At 36.3% G+C, this 16,510-nt stretch carries 15 protein-coding genes; 8 read left to right on the top strand and 7 right to left on the bottom strand.

The window, feature by feature from the left end:
• Window positions 1–115: 115 nt before the first annotated feature.
• From HNP38_RS17275 to HNP38_RS17265, 3 genes are all read right to left on the bottom strand, one after another.
• Window positions 116–1,201 (bottom strand): 2Fe-2S iron-sulfur cluster-binding protein, encoded by a 1,086-nt coding sequence (locus tag HNP38_RS17275; RefSeq protein WP_184191911.1) that lies wholly within the window; start codon window positions 1,199–1,201, stop codon window positions 116–118.
• Window positions 1,202–1,240: 39 nt separating this feature from the next.
• On the bottom strand, window positions 1,241–1,432 hold the full coding sequence (locus tag HNP38_RS17270; RefSeq protein ID WP_228461089.1) for a hypothetical protein: 192 nt from the start codon (window positions 1,430–1,432) through the stop codon (window positions 1,241–1,243).
• Between the two features lie 423 nt (window positions 1,433–1,855).
• Window positions 1,856–2,434 (bottom strand): TetR/AcrR family transcriptional regulator, encoded by a 579-nt coding sequence (locus tag HNP38_RS17265; RefSeq protein ID WP_184191909.1) that lies wholly within the window; start codon window positions 2,432–2,434, stop codon window positions 1,856–1,858.
• 386 nt (window positions 2,435–2,820) lie between these two features.
• Between HNP38_RS17265 and clpB the strand changes: the two genes are divergently transcribed.
• From clpB to HNP38_RS17235, 6 genes are all read left to right on the top strand, one after another.
• Window positions 2,821–5,427, top strand: a complete 2,607-nt coding sequence (clpB, locus tag HNP38_RS17260; protein ID WP_184191906.1) for an ATP-dependent chaperone ClpB — start codon at window positions 2,821–2,823, stop codon at window positions 5,425–5,427.
• A 303-nt stretch (window positions 5,428–5,730) separates the two neighbouring features.
• The gene (locus tag HNP38_RS17255) at window positions 5,731–6,306 is read left to right on the top strand and encodes a hypothetical protein (protein WP_184191904.1); all 576 of its coding nucleotides are present in this window, start codon (window positions 5,731–5,733) and stop codon (window positions 6,304–6,306) included.
• Between the two features lie 20 nt (window positions 6,307–6,326).
• On the top strand, window positions 6,327–6,974 hold the full coding sequence (locus HNP38_RS17250; protein ID WP_184191902.1) for a hypothetical protein: 648 nt from the start codon (window positions 6,327–6,329) through the stop codon (window positions 6,972–6,974).
• Window positions 6,953–7,738, top strand: coding sequence for a sensor histidine kinase (locus tag HNP38_RS17245; RefSeq protein ID WP_184191900.1), 786 nt, complete (start codon window positions 6,953–6,955; stop codon window positions 7,736–7,738). The genes HNP38_RS17250 and HNP38_RS17245 overlap by 22 nt, the downstream gene beginning before the upstream one ends.
• On the top strand, window positions 7,735–8,376 hold the full coding sequence (locus HNP38_RS17240) for a response regulator transcription factor (protein ID WP_184191898.1): 642 nt from the start codon (window positions 7,735–7,737) through the stop codon (window positions 8,374–8,376). Before HNP38_RS17245 ends, HNP38_RS17240 begins: the two co-directional genes overlap by 4 nt.
• A 300-nt stretch (window positions 8,377–8,676) precedes the next feature.
• Entirely contained in the window at window positions 8,677–9,684 is a 1,008-nt protein-coding gene (locus tag HNP38_RS17235; RefSeq protein WP_184191896.1) for a zinc metalloprotease, read from the top strand.
• 67 nt (window positions 9,685–9,751) lie between these two features.
• Here the strand turns inward: HNP38_RS17235 and HNP38_RS17230 are convergent, their stop codons facing one another.
• The 4 genes from HNP38_RS17230 to HNP38_RS17215 all read right to left on the bottom strand — a co-directional run bounded on the left by HNP38_RS17230 (window position 9,752) and on the right by HNP38_RS17215 (window position 14,185).
• Window positions 9,752–11,614: a M1 family metallopeptidase gene (locus tag HNP38_RS17230; RefSeq protein WP_184191894.1), complete on the bottom strand. Its 1,863-nt coding sequence runs from the start codon at window positions 11,612–11,614 to the stop codon at window positions 9,752–9,754.
• 78 nt (window positions 11,615–11,692) lie between these two features.
• The gene (locus HNP38_RS17225) at window positions 11,693–12,520 is read right to left on the bottom strand and encodes an endonuclease/exonuclease/phosphatase family protein (protein WP_184191892.1); all 828 of its coding nucleotides are present in this window, start codon (window positions 12,518–12,520) and stop codon (window positions 11,693–11,695) included.
• Between the two features lie 142 nt (window positions 12,521–12,662).
• Window positions 12,663–13,544 carry an SDR family oxidoreductase gene (locus HNP38_RS17220; protein WP_184191890.1) on the bottom strand — a complete coding sequence of 294 codons (882 nt, stop codon included), beginning with the start codon at window positions 13,542–13,544 and terminating at the stop codon, window positions 12,663–12,665.
• Between the two features lie 224 nt (window positions 13,545–13,768).
• The gene (locus tag HNP38_RS17215) at window positions 13,769–14,185 is read right to left on the bottom strand and encodes a DUF1573 domain-containing protein (RefSeq protein ID WP_184191888.1); all 417 of its coding nucleotides are present in this window, start codon (window positions 14,183–14,185) and stop codon (window positions 13,769–13,771) included.
• A gap of 175 nt (window positions 14,186–14,360) precedes the next feature.
• Between HNP38_RS17215 and HNP38_RS17210 the strand changes: the two genes are divergently transcribed.
• Together HNP38_RS17210 and HNP38_RS17205 are read left to right on the top strand one after the other, a co-directional pair.
• Window positions 14,361–15,614 carry a sensor histidine kinase gene (locus HNP38_RS17210; protein WP_184191886.1) on the top strand — a complete coding sequence of 418 codons (1,254 nt, stop codon included), beginning with the start codon at window positions 14,361–14,363 and terminating at the stop codon, window positions 15,612–15,614.
• A gap of 18 nt (window positions 15,615–15,632) precedes the next feature.
• Entirely contained in the window at window positions 15,633–16,313 is a 681-nt protein-coding gene (locus HNP38_RS17205) for a response regulator transcription factor (RefSeq protein ID WP_184191883.1), read from the top strand.
• The last annotated feature ends 197 nt before the right edge of the window (window positions 16,314–16,510 follow it).

Genomic DNA, 16,510 nt, shown 5'->3' with positions numbered 1-16,510 from the left:
ATGTGTTAATAATTTAACAATGTAGCAATATAACAGTTTACCAATAAGATTCTTCGCTTTGCTCAGAATGACAATTGATTGTTACATTTTTACATTGGTATATTGTTACATTGATTTATACATCATAATTAAGCATCACCACATTGGTTGTAGGGTGACATTGGCATGTCAGAACATAACCTCGGGCTACTTCTTCTTCGGTAAGGGCAAAGTTTTTCTCCATGAACACTTCTCCTTCTAAAACTTCCGCCTTACACGTACAACAAACTCCTCCTTTACATGCAAAAGGGACAGGAAGATTGTCTTTCAATGCTTTATCTAAGATACTCTCTTTTTTGGAATTCAGGTGGAATGAATATTCATCATCATCGATGATTACGGTTACCATACTTTCAATATTAGCAATCGCCTTGAATTCTTCACTCATCTCTTCAGAATTCTCTTCGTCCGGAGCAGTAAAATATTCAAATAAAACCTGGATTGCAGGTACTTTTTTATCTTTCTTTAAATAGTCTGCAATACCTTTGATCATTTCCGCAGGTCCGCAGATGAAGTAAGTAGATTCTTTAACATCGATATCTGTATATCTTTCAAATAACTGCTCTAATTTTTCAGCAGAAATTCTTCCTTCAAATACAGGATCTTCATGTTTTTCACGGCTTACAAGATAGATCACTTTTAATCTTCCGTTGAAGTGTTCAACCAATTTATCGATTTCAGCCTTTTTCATTACATGATTCATACTTCTGTTACTGTAGAACAGGTAAGCATCACTATTGGGTTCCTGGTAAAGGCTTTCCTTAATATTGGAAAGTACTGGACTGATCCCACTTCCTGCCGCTAAACCAACATAGGTTTTGGTATTGGTTGGGTGGTAAGAGGTATTGAAACTTCCCATAGGAGGCATTACTTCAAGAACTTCATCCATATGAAGATGCTCGTTGAAATATCCTGATACTTTTCCTCCTTCTAAAAGCTTTACCAATACTTCCAATGTATTGCTTTTTTCACTTGGAGCATTGCAGATAGAGTAAGAACGGCGTTCTTCATTACCGTCTACCATTAATTTAAAATTAAGATACTGCCCCTGCTTGAACCTGAATTTATCTTTCAGTTCTTCAGGAATTTCCACCGCTACATTCACTGCATCATTGGTATCTTTCTGAACCTTTACAGTTTTTAGCTTATAAAATGAATTCATTATTTTTTTAGTATTCTGTTAATTTTTCCATCTTCGCACTTAGGCAAACTGTCCTGAGCATGAATTTTCACGTTTGTGGTAATCCCTACCCGTTTTTTTCACTGCGTTTTCTATATTTTTTCCGAAGCTTCCTACAAAATTAAGATAGTCATCGGTATTTATAACAAGCTGTTGAGCTTTTACTAATTCATCAAATTTCTTTCTGCAAAAATCCATAAAACTAACTAACATTTGTTAGGTGTAAATTTAAAAAGATTTTTGCTCTTGACAAAATTTTTATGATTTTCATCATATTTTGAATGTTTCTAAATAATGGAATTTAAATACTTTGCATCTTACATAGAGGTTTAAAATATACTAATCGTTTATGATGCTTTCTCTCGCAGATTTTGCAAATGGCGCAGATTTTCGGCAAAGTCAAGCTTTTACCATCCCGTAGGAATCTATAGGTTAAATTATAAAGTGCTGTTCAGATTCCTACGGAATAACAAAAACTCTGTTTTAATTTTGTGATTATATGTTCAAGAAGTTCCTTTTGGATTTTTGCTATTCTTAACAGAACAAAGTAAAGTGAAAAATATCTCTAAAAAGAGATTCTTCCTTCGTCATAATGATATAAGTACCTTTATCTTATTAAAAAATTTGTGATTAAAATTACTGTTTCTGATTTCCCAGTAAACCAAAAAGTATTTTATCTCTTATCTCATCATTGATCTCAGAGGTCGACTCAATGTTTCTTTTGAACCAGAAATAGGAATTATTTAATGTATGAAGAATAAATCTTGTAGTAAAAGTCGGAGATTTCAGTTCCCAGTTCTCTGCTTTGTAGATCTCGGAAATCAATTCTTCCACTTCAAACTGATATTTTTTTCTTAATTCTACAAATTCCGGAAGTCTTTCTTCAAGATGCCTCCATTCATTGGAATAGATATGAGTAACATCACGGTTTTTAAGAACGACCGATAAGTGTTTATCTATAAACAGATTCAGCTTTTCTTTTGGAATAATATCTGTGTTTTTCACTGCCTGAAGCTCTACAAAGAAATCCTGTGCCATTCCGAAACATATCCATTCCAGAATTTCTTCCTTTGAACGGATGTGAGCATATAAAGATGCGGCTTTAATATTTAGTTTAGTAGCCAGATCCCGTACAGAGCTACCCAGATAACCCTTCTCTTTGAAAAGTTCAATTGCTACGTCCAGTATTTTTCTTTGTTTTTCCTTAAGCTCCATTGATACATACAAAAGTAATTATTCTAATTTAATATGAGGGTTCTTTTTTAACCACCCCGTCAAATCAAAGATTTGCCACCCCTCCGGAGGAGGGGAATTTACCATTCAAACTATAAAGAATGACAAACTTTATTCGCAGTATTTTTGAAATTCGGAAATTTTGTCAAGCTAATTTTACATTAAAAATATAAAATTCGGAAATTTTGTCTTAATTTTTTATAAATTCAATAATTGAATACTTTTTGCGATAAATCTCCCGAATTAAATGATTAAATCAGATTGAAAGACATCAGACTTTAGATATCAGGTTTTGAAATTTATAATTAATTCAATCTCTTATGGTCTGAAATCTGATGTCTAAAATCTAGAATTTCAAAAATATAAACATGAACTTAAATCAATATACCGTAAAATCACAGGAAGCCATCCAGGCAGCACAACAGGTTGCTATGGAGTTTGGCAATCAAAGTATTGAACCTCAACATATACTTGAGGGGATCTTTCAGGTAGATGAAAATATTTCGCCTTTCTTATTAAAAAAATCTGAAGCAGATGCTAATTTGGTAAGAGAGCGCAACCGTGAAAATTTAGAGAAGCTTCCGAAAGTACAGGGAGGAAACATTTATCTTTCACAATCTGCTAACAAGGTTTTGCTTGATGCACCTAATATTGCTAAAAAAATGGGTGATGAATATGTAACGATCGAACATTTGTGGTTATCTCTTCTGGAAACCAGTTCTGAGGTTTCTAAAATGCTTAAGGATATGGGTGTAACCAAAAACCTTCTGGAAGGCGGGATCAAAGAGCTAAGAAAAGGCAGCAAGGCAACTTCTGCAAGTTCAGAAGAAACCTACCAGTCTTTGAATAAATATGCTAAGAATTTTAATGAATTAGCAGCCGAAGGAAAACTTGATCCGGTCATCGGGCGTGATGAAGAGATCAGAAGGGTTTTACAGATCCTTTCAAGAAGAACAAAGAACAATCCGATATTAATTGGTGAACCGGGTGTAGGGAAAACAGCAATTGCAGAAGGAATTGCCCACAGAATTATCAGCGGGGATGTGCCGGAAAATTTAATGGATAAGACTTTATATTCACTAGATATGGGGGCGTTGATCGCCGGCGCAAAATATAAAGGAGAATTTGAAGAGCGTCTGAAATCTGTGGTGAATGAAGTGATCAAATCTGACGGGCAGATCATTCTTTTTATTGACGAGATCCATACTCTAGTGGGAGCCGGAGGTGGCGAAGGCGCAATGGATGCAGCCAACATTCTGAAACCGGCTTTGGCAAGAGGGGAATTAAGAGCCATCGGAGCCACAACCTTAAATGAGTATCAAAAATATTTCGAAAAAGACAAAGCTCTTGAAAGACGTTTCCAGAAAGTAATGGTAGAAGAACCGGATACGGAATCTGCGATCTCTATTCTTCGCGGTATTAAAGATAAATATGAGGCTCACCATAAAGTAAGGATCAAAGATGAGGCGATCATCGCTGCTGTGGAAATGTCTCAAAGATATATTTCAGACCGTTTTTTACCGGATAAGGCAATTGACCTTATTGATGAAGCTTCTGCTAAATTAAGAATGGAGATCAATTCAAAACCGGAAGAACTGGATGTTCTGGACAGGCGATTGATGCAACTGGAAATTGAACTGGCTGCCATTTCAAGAGAAGGCAATCAGACAAAAATTGATCACTTAAAGGAAGATATCGCCAAAATTTCTGAAGAGAGAAACGAAATCAATGCAAAATGGTTAAAAGAAAAGCAAAAGTCTGAGGATTTAACTCAGATCAAAAAAGATATTGAAGCTCTGAAACTGGAGGCGGAAAGAGCTTCAAGAGCCGGAGATTATGCAAAAGTTGCGGAGATCCAATATGGAAAGCTTCGTGAAAAGGAAGAAGAGCTGAAAAAAATGGAGCTTGAAATGCAGAATCACCAGAATGAACTGATCAAGGAAGAGGTAACTTCTGAAAATATTTCCGAAGTGATCGCTAAATGGACAGGGATTCCCGTAACCAAACTTTTACAGTCCGAAAGAGAAAAATTATTGAATCTTGAAACTGAACTTCATCACAGGGTTGTAGGGCAGGATGAAGCGATCCAGGCTGTTGCGGATGCTATCAGAAGAAACAGAGCCGGACTGAGTGATGAGAAAAAACCGATCGGTTCATTCCTCTTCCTGGGGACAACCGGAGTTGGTAAAACCGAACTTGCAAAAGCACTGGCTGAATTCCTATTCGATGATGAAAACAATATGACGAGAATTGATATGAGTGAATATCAGGAACGTCACAGCGTTTCCAGATTAGTAGGTGCGCCTCCGGGATATGTAGGCTATGATGAAGGCGGACAATTAACGGAAGCCGTGAGAAGAAGACCTTACTCCGTGGTGCTTTTAGATGAAATTGAAAAAGCCCACCCTGATGTTTTCAATACTTTATTACAGGTTTTGGATGATGGACGCTTGACGGATAACAAAGGCCGCGTGGTCAATTTCAAAAATTCGATCATTATTATGACCTCAAATTTGGGCTCACACCTGATCCAGGAGAATTTTGAAGGCTTCGACTCTGCTCAGCCTGACAGCGCATTGGATGAAATTGTAGATAAAACTAAGGTTGAAGTCTTCGATTTACTGAAACAGACCTTACGTCCTGAGTTCCTTAACAGGATTGATGAAGTGGTATTATTCCAGCCTTTAAGAAAAAAAGAGATCGGGAAAATTGTTCAGTATCAATTGAGAGGCTTCAATGATATGCTGGCGAAACGAAATATCATTATGACCGCTACCCAGGATGCCGTAGATTATCTGATGAATAAGGGCTATGACCCAGCTTTTGGAGCAAGGCCGTTGAAAAGAGTGATCCAGCAGGAAGTATTAAATAAATTATCCCGTGAGATCCTTGCAGGAAATGTAAATGACGGAGACAGGATCACCTTGGATTATTTCGAAGAAACAGGCCTGGTTTTCAGACCGGCAGAAAAGTAAAGTAGTTTTTTTTCATATATATTATTTTTGTAAGTAAGTGCTGTATGTTTTATCTGCAGCACTTATTTTTATTAGTGATTATTTTAGTATAAAAAGCATGTATTTTATCCATTCATCAGAACAAAGACAAAATATCACTTCAGCAAAGGCTTCAAAAAATTATTTTTGAGGCCTCTTACATTTTTATGGCAATTTGCAATCCGTAAAATCACGGATAATAAACAGGAAAAACAACAGCATTTGACATGTTTTTTTTTCCGAAATTTGTACTATCAACTAACATTATTATAAAAGCTATATATTATGAAAACAAAACCTACCTTCAGTAGTGAAAGCGAGATCCTTTCCGGTCCAAGCACCATGAATACTACCCTGATCCAAAACCTGGTTAATAATTACCGTAATAATCAGTTAAGTACGATCAACTCTAATCTCAGCATGGATGATGCACGTTCTATCCGGTTTGATCTCAACGTTTTAAAGAAATTCATTGCTGATATAGAGAGTGAGGTACAGAAAGTGGATACCAACATCAATGGGCAGGACCTGGGAATAAGATTTTATTATGCGGCTTATCCTTCCGAAGAAAACTGGGATATTATGGAAAACCAGTCTGTAGAACCTGAATATGCAGGAAAACACACTTTGGTTATGATCCCTACCCTGAAAATGAAGGATGAAAATGATGCATTACTAGACTATGATTTTAATCCCTTAGATCCCAGTACCTACAGCCAGCCCAATAATATAGAAGGAAATGCTGAAGCTCTAACTTTGGACTCAAGAGAGAACTCTACCACATCTACACTCACGGAAATCTGCGCGCAAAACCACGGACAACTTATTCCTCCGGCTGATCCAAAAACAGAAACCTATTAATTATTAAAAGACCAAACACAATGAGTGATTTCCAAAAAATTATAGCCGAAAGCATGTTCTGGATAGAAGGCCTTGCCGTAGCTGTATCACTTTTATACTATAATCGCATAAAAGGACATTATTGGAAATATTTTGTGTTTTACCTCATCCTCATATTCCTGTGTGAGGCATTTGGTAAATGGGGAGAACATTTCATTGAGTTTTCTAAAGCAAAATTTTATAATTATTTTGTGATACCCGTTCAGTTTATATTTTTTTACTGGTTATATGCTGCAAAATCACTGAATAGAGTAAAGTTGTTCTCCATCTTATCTCTGCTATATTTATTATCGTTTATCCCCAGCGAGTTTTTCTTTTCAAAAAGTAAAATAGTATTCTCCTTTAATTATACATTCGGATGCCTTATCCTGATGTTCCTTGTTATTATGGAATATTACAAACAGATTAATTCCACAGACATTCTTAACTTTAACAAAAACAGGATGTTCTACATTAATTTGGGAGTGACCCTATTTTACATCGGGACTCTTCCGTTTCTGACATTTTACCCTCTTTTGAGAGAACATATCGAAATATGGAATATTTATTTTAATTATTTCCTGATTTCCGGAACCTTAATGTACATATTATTCTCAATTTCATTCATATGGGGAAAACAGAGCTATTAATCACGTTAATTTTATTCAATATCTTCTTTGTATTGTTTGTGGCTGCCGTTATGGTATATATCAGGAAATATAAACAGAGAAAAAGAGAGTATTTAAATGAGATCCAATTGAAAAATGAGGCCCACCAAAGGGAACTTTTAGCTACACAACTGGAGATTCAGCAAGCCACAATGCAGCAGATAGGAAGGGAACTTCATGATAATATCGGACAAAAACTGACTCTTGTAAGCCTTTACACCCAACAACTACTGCATGAAAATAAGGTTCCGCAGGTAAGTGAAACTATTGAACAGGTATCCCAGATCATCAATCAGTCTCTCCACGACCTGAGAAGCCTTTCGAAAACTTTAACGGATGACAATATAAATCAAAAGGAAATCGTAACTTTAATACAGGAAGAAGTAGACAATACCAATGCATTCAAAAAATGTAAAGTAAGTTTTGAACATAACTTTAAACAGCTGGATTTAGGATTTGTCCATAAAAATGTACTTCTCAGAATAACCCAGGAGTTTATTCAGAACAGTATGAAGCATTCCCGTTACAAGAATATTTTCATTAATCTCAATACTTCGGAAGAATCCCTTTGGGAACTGAAGATCCGGGATGACGGTGTGGGATTTGATAAATCCAAAATAACATCCAATGGGATCGGCCTGACCAATATGAAAAACAGAGCAGCTATCATAGGAGCTGATTTCAGTTTAAACAGTGAGAAAAACATAGGAACCATGCTTAATATCATCTTAAAAAGACAGCCATGAAAAAAACTATTGTTATTGTTGACGATCATGTACTTATCGCAAAAGCTCTGGAAGGAATTATTGATAATTTCAAAGACTTTGAAGTCATTTACGTCTGTGAAAACGGAAAAGATCTTATTCAGAAGTTTGAGAATAACAGCAAAATACCTGATATTATTCTTTTAGATATCAGTATGCCGATCATGGATGGTTTCGAAACCGTATTATGGCTCAAAGAACATCATCCCGAGATTAAAGTAATGGCTCTGAGCATGCAGGGTGATGATAAAAGTGTAATCAAAATGATCAAAAACGGAGCGAAAGGATATTTACTGAAAAATACCCACCCGAAAGAACTGGAAAATGCACTTACCAAATTAAATACTGATGGCTTCTTCTACCCCGACTGGGCATCCAAGATCATATTCTCTAATCTTAATAATGAAAAGGAAGCCGAAAATGCCGTAAGGATCTCCGATCGCGAAAAAGAATTCCTAAAATATACCGTAACGGAACTCAGCTATAAAGAAATTGCTGATAAAATGTGCTGCAGCCCAAGAACAGTAGAAAGTTACCGGGATCAGCTCTGCGAAAAACTGGATTTAAAAACCCGTGTCGGATTAGCAGTATTTGCCATTAAAAACGGTTTTGCCAATTAAAATCATATTTATATTAAAATATACACTTCAAATATTTATCAATAAATCAAAAATATGTGATATTAATTTCATAAAAAGCAATTAAATATCACACATTGTTGAATTATAGTAAATTATCTGTCATTTTTATTAAAAATATTATTTATCAAATATTCATTATTTACACAAATAACATATGGATCACATAACTATTTTTAATAAAAATTAAACATTTGTTAACAAAAGCATAAAAAACATATTGCACATTAATTTCAAATACTATAAATTCACAATCTGAAAATTTCACAAAATAGACAGCTTATGAAAAAATTACTATTTGGAGCTCTTGTACTTGGCTTCATGTCCGCTTGTAACAGCGACAACATTTCTAATCAAAACGAAAACCCCGTTAACGGAGAAGCATCTTCCGCTGATATTTCGGCAAAAAGGGGCTGTGCTTCTGAAGAAATCCGAAAAGAAGCATTGCAGAACAATCTGGAACTCAGACAGAAATTCGCAACTATTGAGGCAAATACCGAAAAGTTTGCCAATGACATCAAACTTGGCAAAGTGCTGGCAGACGGTACCGTAGAAATTCCGGTTGTTGTGAATGTACTGTACAAAACTTCCGCAGAAAATGTTTCCGATGCAAGAATCGCAGAACAAATTGCGGTATTGAATGCCGATTATACCGGAACAAACAGTGATGCAAGCAAAATACCTTCGGAATTCCAAACCATAAAAGCAGGAGACACCAAGGTAAAATTCAAACTGGTAAATACCATCAGAAAATCCACTACCAAAACAAGCTGGTCTACTAATGATGATATGAAAAAAGCATCCAAAGGAGGCATTGACGCTACAAGCCCGGCCAACTACCTAAATATGTGGGTGGTAGGTAAAATGACCAGTCAGGGACAAACCATTCTGGGATATGCCACATTCCCTGAGTCTTCAGGATTATGGAATGACGGTGTGGTAATTGCAGCTCCATTCTTTGGGAAAACAGGAGCCTCATCTCCATTCAATTTAGGAAGAACAGCAACCCACGAGGTAGGGCACTACTTAAATTTAAGACATATCTGGGGAGATGCCAATTGTGGAAACGACCAGGTAACCGATACTCCTACACAAACTACAGCCAACTACGGAAAACCGGCTTATCCGCTATACAACACATGTAGTGGCGTTCAAAGATCTGTAATGTTCATGAACTATATGGACTATGTAGATGATGCTGCCATGTTCATGTTCTCAGCAGGACAGAGAACAAGAATGCAGTCTGTAGTGGCAACTTCCGGAGCAAGAGCAGGACTAAGAGTTTACTAATATTTTTTAATAGTAAAATATCCAATAATAAGAATCGGCCTGAATTTTATTCAGGCCGATTTTTTATTTAAAAACCTTTCTGATTATCTTCCGGCGTATAATCCATAAAAATACCATTTTCCAGATTCACGGATTTCACTTTCTTTTTAACAGGTACAGCCAGGCTCGTCTGTTTTTGATCCTTCTCCCAAATGGAGGGTGAAAAATGTAATTTCTCCGCCACACCATCTTCATAAGTGATCACAGCATCAAAAGGAATGGCAAAGCCTCCCATATTATCAATAATTACAGTCAGTAAATCGTTTTCCTGGGAAATGCTGTTAATTTTAAGATCAATATAATTGTTGGTATAAAACCAGTTGTTCCAGAACCAGTTCAGATTTTTCCCGGAACCCGTATTCATAGAATAAAAATAATCCCACGGAATCGGATGTTTCCCGTTCCAGTTGTCCATATAATGATGTAATGCCTTTTTAAACAGCTCGTCTCCCAGATAATCCTTCAATGCCAGATAAGACAGGGACGCTTTTACATAAGAATTATTTCCGTAACCCACCCCGCTCATCTGTGAACTCATTGTAATGATGGGCTGATCCTGCTCAGCAGAAGGGTCACCGATCCATTTCTTTACACGGAAGTTTTGATAAAATTCTTTAGCAGGTTCTTCCCCGTTTTCATCAATTCCGATCAGGTATTCAAAAACCGTTGCCCATCCTTCATCCATGAAAGCATAGCGGGTTTCATTAATTCCCATATAGAAAGGGAAATAGGTATGGACAATTTCATGATCCGCCGTCAGCCTCGAATCCTGAAAATCGTCCGGGATACTTGTATCATTGATCATCATTGGATATTCCATATCCGCATATCCCTGAATTGCAGTCATTACAGGATAAGGATATTCTATTCCTGGCCATTTCTTTGAAAACCAATCAATGTTATAGCGCATCCAGTCAACATAATGCTCAAAATCTTTTGTTCCCGATTTATATCCGGCCTGTACACTTACTCTTTTTGTTCTTAACTGTACACTTGCTGCATCCCATACATAATGATTGCTCAGGGCAAAACAAAAATCTGTGATATGGTCAGCTTTAAATTTCCAGATGTTCCATTTATTCTGCCTGGTCACTTTTCCGGATCTCATTTCCTGTTCGGTAGCAATATGCATTACCTTATCACTCTTTAAAGAAGCTTTATATCTTTTTAAATATTCAGGCTGCAGCACTGCTTCAGGATTCAGGAAACTGCCGGTTGCCCAGACTACATAGTTTTTGGGCGCGGCAATTTCGAAAGTATAGTCATTAAAATCATTATAAAATTCCTGCCGGCCCGAGTGTGGCAACATATCCCAACCGTTATAATCATCATAGACTGAAATTCTTGGGAAAGAATAGGCTACATAAAATGTTTCAGGATCAATTTGCCCTTCCCTTTCACTCTCTACAGATAATGGATATTCCCACTCTATTTTGATTTCAGATTTCGATTTTGATTTTAAAGCAGTATTTAATTTTACTTTCTCAACGGTTGCCCAGTCATCGCTATTCACATGATATTTTTCGCCATTGACGATAAAAGATGTAATATGAAGCCCTGATGATAAAAAATCCTTAGAAACAACCCCTGATCTTGGAGACTGTGGCTTATGTAAATTGTTTACAAACCGCACAGCCAGTTCATTCAGATCATCCGGACTATTGTTAGTATAAGTGATAACTTCCTTTCCGGAAACTATTTTGGAGCTTGCATCCACCTTTACTTCGACTTTATAGATCCCTTTATTCTGCCAATAATTCTTTCCGGGAGCACCAGAAATATCACGTGTGCCATTTTCATAGGCTTTTTTAATATTCCTGGGCATATATAAATCCTGTGCAGAATATTCCCATGAACTCAGCAACAATAAACCCAATATGAACCTTTTCATTAAATTATTTTTATGATAAGTAACGAATCTAATAAAAAAGTAACAAAAAAGGCAATAAAAACTATTGCCTTTCATTATTTAGAATTGTAAATCTACCCATACAGGAAAATGATCGGAAGGATACAGCAGGTTTTCCCGTCTGTCATTGATGTGCCTGTGAGATTTCACTTTTAAGCCTTTCACAAAAATATAATCAATCCTGTCTTTAGGGATCTCGTTGACATTAAAAGCAGTGAAAGTCCCGACCGGGCCATAATGTTTGGTTTCAGAATAATGAAAACTGTCTTTTAAATTTTGAGAAAGAATTTTAATGGGCTCTGTATTTTCTGTTAAATTAAAATCCCCGCTTAAAACCACAGGCAGATTCTTAGGATTCAGTTCTTTTATTTTTCTCAGGATAAGCTCTGCAGATTTAGCCCTTGCCACATTTCCGACATGATCGAAATGAAGATTCATAGCCAGAAATTCTTTTTTAGATTTCTTATCCTTAAAGACAGCATAGGTACAAACCCTGTTATAGGCGGCATCCCAACCTTTTGAATGTTTTTCCGGGGTTTCGGAAAGCCAGAATGTCCCCGATTTCAAAACCTGAAGCCTGCTGACATCATAAAATATAGCTGAGAACTCTCCTTTTTCTTTGCCATCATCTCTTCCCACTCCCACATAATCATAATTTTTCAATCCGTTCTTGATGTCCTTCATCTGCTCAGGCAATGCTTCCTGAACCCCGAAAAAATCCGGATGATAATAACTCAAGAGATCTATAGCGTCCTGCTTTCTTACCGTCCAGGCATTTTCTTTATCCGATTCTAACTGAAGCCTGATGTTAAAGCTCATCACTTTAAGATCCTGGGCCCATAAGAAGCTCCCTAAAAGCATTGACAGTACAAAGAACAGCTTTTTCATATTCAAGTTTAAGGGTATTGTTAAATTGCAGCTCAACCTTATAGGTTTTAAATGATTGAAAGTCAAATTTTTGAACATTATATATCGCATTGATTTTTCTAATATATATTAAATCAACAATATCTGTTTAAATTTTAAACCGTTAGTTTGATTTTTTTGCCTTGATCATCGTTTCCAGCATATCCCACATTTCCTGCGGAATTTCTTCAAGCATGTTGAACTCTCCCGCTCCCTGCAGCCATTCGCCTCCATCAATAGTAACCACTTCCCCGTTCATATAGGCAGAATAATCCGAAACCAGATAAGCCGCTAAATTGGCCAATTCCTGATGCTCACCCACCCTTCTTAATGGAACTTTTTTACGCATATCAAATTTCTCCTGTAAATTTCCAGGAAGAAGCCTGTCCCAAGCCCCTTTTGTAGGAAAAGGCCCCGGAGCAATTGCATTAAAACGGATACCGTATTTGGCCCATTCAACAGCCAAAGATCTAGTCATAGCCAGCACCCCGGCCTTTGCACAGGCAGATGGGACAACATATGCAGAACCTGTCCACGAATAGGTGGTTACAATATTTAAAACCGTTCCGGGAGTTTTGGAAGCAATCCAGTGTTTTCCTATAGAGAGTGTACAATTCTTGGTCCCTTTTAACACAATATCCAGAATGGAATCAAAAGCGGAGTGGGTAAGCCTTTCAGTAGGAGAAATGAAGTTTCCGGCAGCATTGTTCAGCAGAATATCTATTTTCCCGAATTCTTTTAAGGCTGCATCTTTCATCGCTTCCACCTCATCCCAATTTCTTACGTCACAGGCAACACAAAGCACTTTTCCTCCTGTCTCATCTTCAAGCTCTTTCGCTGTTCCCTGCAGTTTTTCCAAATTTCTGGAGGTGATTACTACTTTTGCTCCAAGTTGAAGAAAATATTTGGTCATTGCCTTTCCAAGACCACTGCCTCCGCCTGTTACAATAGCTACTTTATCTTTCAGGGCATCTTCACGGAGCATGGGTTGTGTATATAAATTCATAATTGTTTTAATTTTTTCTAAAAATAATAAATATTAAACGGATATGATTTAAAATCCTGTTATTAATAGATGTTATAAATAATTATTTTTTCTGCTATTTTTTAAAAATCATGCAGAGAATAGTGATAATGGCCTTATTTCATACGTTTACCCAAATAAATGATTGCATAAAAAAACAACCCGATAATTATATTATGGGTTGTTTTTTATTTTTTCAGGGAGTATTAATTACTTGCCACAACTACTCCTTTAAATGCAAGCGATTTAGGAGTTTTGCTATCACTTGTTGTAACGCTTACTGTTTTCATAAATGGCCCAAGGCTTGCTGCATTAAAACTTGCTTCCACAAATCCTTTTTTACCCGGCTGAATCGGAGTCTCAGTATGACCTGCCTTAGTACAACCGCATGACGGCGCTACATTTTCTATAATTACCGGCTTGGAAGTTGTATTGGTAAATTCAAACCTGATAATCTTGGGTTTTCCCTGAGGAATATTTCCTACATCTATAGATTCTGATGCCCATTTGATCTGATCTGCAATGATCTTCACAACGGAAGCTCCTTCAACAGGCAATACATCTGCATAAAACGGAGAGAATGCTAAAACGGCAACAAATGCTGAAATTCTTAATTTTTTCATGAGTATAAATTTAATTAGTTAAAAACAGATAGTAAATAAACCGGTTATCATTTTTTGACAGAACAAAGATAAAGCTGATCATTAAGATATATTGTTAACTGCTGTCAAACATTTGTTAACGAGTTGTTAATAATAAAAGATTAATAGATATTTTTGGATAATATTGCTTCTGAAAATGGAAATAAAAAAACTCAATATTATTATTACGCTTGGTCTTATCGCTATTATCGGTATTTTGATAGCGCAGCTCTTATGGACCCGGCAGGCATATAATCTTGAGGATAAAAAATTTGACCAGAAGGTCAATATCGCTCTGCTGGAGGTTGTGGAAAAATTATATGACGGAAAAGCTTCTTTTACGGAAAATCCTGTGCAGAATATTGCAAACGACTATTATGTGGTCAATATCAATAAAGAGTTCTATCCCACAGTTCTTGAACATTATCTGAAAACAGAATTTACCCGTTTCCAGATCAATACCAATTACGTATATGCCATATACAATTGCCATAGCGATAAAATGCTCTACGGAAAATACATTCTGGCTGACCATGAGGGTGAAAGCAAAAAAAATGAGGTCATTAATTTTCCAAAACATAAAAACCTGGTCTATTATTTCTCCATACGTTTTCCTGATAAAACCACTTACCTGATAAGCTCATTAAAGTTCTGGTATTTGCTTACGTTTGCACTTATTATCATTCTCCTTGTATATGTTTATTCCATCTACACGATCATTCAGCAAAAAAAATTCTCAGAATTGCAGCGGGATTTTATCAATAATATGACTCACGAGTTCAAAACTCCTTTATCCTCTATACTTTTAGCTTCAGAAGCACTCAACAAGCAGGATGCCATAAAGGGAAGTTCTAAGCTGCAGACCTATACTTCCATCATCATCAATCAGGGCAACAAACTCAACAATCATATTGAAAAAATATTGAATATTGCCCGAAACGATGCTTCTGTACTGTCATTAAAGCCTCAAAAAATAATGCTGCTGCCATTTATTCAGGAAATTGCAGATACCATGCAGCAAAAGAATGAAAACCTTACCATCCATATACAAATTGAAAATACAACATCAATCATTGCAGATGAATTTCACTTTACCAATATCATATACAATATTCTGGACAATTCTATAAAGTATTGTGAAACCAAACCCTGTATTACCATTTCAACACATCAGGAGTCAAAAGGTCTGTACTTAAAGTTCAAAGATAATGGAATGGGTATTCCCGCCAAGAATATTCCGCATATTTTTGATAAATTCTACAGGGTGAATACAAAAAAGAGTGACGGGATCAACGGTTTTGGATTAGGGCTGTTTTATGTAAAAAAAATTGTCCAACAACATCATTGGAAAATTTCGGTTGAAAACAATCCCGATAAGGGAATTAGTATAACTTTGTTTTTTCCGTCTTAAATTAATACGGTATACATAATGGAGAAATCTAAAATTCTATATGCAGAAGATGACCAAACCATCGCTTTTCTGATCCAGGACAGCCTGGAGCCTTATTATGATATTGATTATTATCCGGATGGCAGATCGGCGCTTGATGCATTCAATACCCGGAGCTTTGACATTTGCCTGCTGGATATCATGATGCCTGAAATAAACGGATTTGATCTGGCAAAGCACATCCGTGATAAGAATACTGAAATCCCCATTATTTTTATCTCTGCAAAAGCCCTTAAAGAAGACAGGATCAAAGGTCTAAAAATTGGAGCGGATGATTATCTGGTAAAGCCCTTCAGCATAGAGGAGCTCATATTGAAAATTGAAATCTTCCTGAAGCGTACTAAAAAAACGGAAGCTCCCTTGCAAAAATACAAAGTCGGAAAATATGATTTTGATCCTAAAAACTATACCCTGCAAAATACAGGAGATGTGATTGCCCTTACTCAAAGAGAGTCTGAACTGCTTTTATATTTTATCCGCCACAAAAACATTGTTGTAAAGAGACAGGATATCCTGAAAGCAATCTGGGGAGACGATGATTATTTCATGGGACGGAGCCTGGATGTATTTATTTCCAGATTACGGAAAATATTTGCAGATGAGCAGAATATTTCAATCGAAAACCTGCACGGGATAGGTTTCCGATTTTCTGAAAAATAGCTTTTATAAAAGAAATTGTTTTATACCATTGTTGTATTTAAAATACCATAAAGGATTTCGGCGTGGGGGGGTTTGCGCCCCCCCCCAAAACAAAAAAAACGAATTTTTTATAAAAATAAATTAAAAGGAAAATTTATTAGTTTTAAAAAAAAAACCGATAGGCTGATTTGAAGTAAAAGAAAAATAAGTGTTTAAAA

The sequence above is a fragment of the Chryseobacterium defluvii genome (assembly GCF_014204415.1).
Lineage (GTDB): Bacteria > Bacteroidota > Bacteroidia > Flavobacteriales > Weeksellaceae > Chryseobacterium > Chryseobacterium defluvii_A.
This window is presented reverse-complemented; position numbering and strand designations above follow the sequence as displayed.

Coding starts and splice junctions, on each gene's coding strand:
- HNP38_RS17215 (WP_184191888.1), bottom strand. CDS start 14,185: ATGAAAAAATTAAGAATTTCAGCATTTGTTGCCGTTTTAGCATTCTCT.
- HNP38_RS17245 (WP_184191900.1), top strand. CDS start 6,953: ATGGGGAAAACAGAGCTATTAATCACGTTAATTTTATTCAATATCTTC.
- HNP38_RS17220 (WP_184191890.1), bottom strand. CDS start 13,544: ATGAATTTATATACACAACCCATGCTCCGTGAAGATGCCCTGAAAGAT.
- HNP38_RS17250 (WP_184191902.1), top strand. CDS start 6,327: ATGAGTGATTTCCAAAAAATTATAGCCGAAAGCATGTTCTGGATAGAA.
- HNP38_RS17255 (WP_184191904.1), top strand. CDS start 5,731: ATGAAAACAAAACCTACCTTCAGTAGTGAAAGCGAGATCCTTTCCGGT.
- HNP38_RS17240 (WP_184191898.1), top strand. CDS start 7,735: ATGAAAAAAACTATTGTTATTGTTGACGATCATGTACTTATCGCAAAA.
- clpB (WP_184191906.1), top strand. CDS start 2,821: ATGAACTTAAATCAATATACCGTAAAATCACAGGAAGCCATCCAGGCA.
- HNP38_RS17265 (WP_184191909.1), bottom strand. CDS start 2,434: ATGGAGCTTAAGGAAAAACAAAGAAAAATACTGGACGTAGCAATTGAA.
- HNP38_RS17210 (WP_184191886.1), top strand. CDS start 14,361: ATGGAAATAAAAAAACTCAATATTATTATTACGCTTGGTCTTATCGCT.
- HNP38_RS17275 (WP_184191911.1), bottom strand. CDS start 1,201: ATGAATTCATTTTATAAGCTAAAAACTGTAAAGGTTCAGAAAGATACC.
- HNP38_RS17205 (WP_184191883.1), top strand. CDS start 15,633: ATGGAGAAATCTAAAATTCTATATGCAGAAGATGACCAAACCATCGCT.
- HNP38_RS17270 (WP_228461089.1), bottom strand. CDS start 1,432: ATGTTAGTTAGTTTTATGGATTTTTGCAGAAAGAAATTTGATGAATTA.
- HNP38_RS17230 (WP_184191894.1), bottom strand. CDS start 11,614: ATGAAAAGGTTCATATTGGGTTTATTGTTGCTGAGTTCATGGGAATAT.
- HNP38_RS17225 (WP_184191892.1), bottom strand. CDS start 12,520: ATGAAAAAGCTGTTCTTTGTACTGTCAATGCTTTTAGGGAGCTTCTTA.
- HNP38_RS17235 (WP_184191896.1), top strand. CDS start 8,677: ATGAAAAAATTACTATTTGGAGCTCTTGTACTTGGCTTCATGTCCGCT.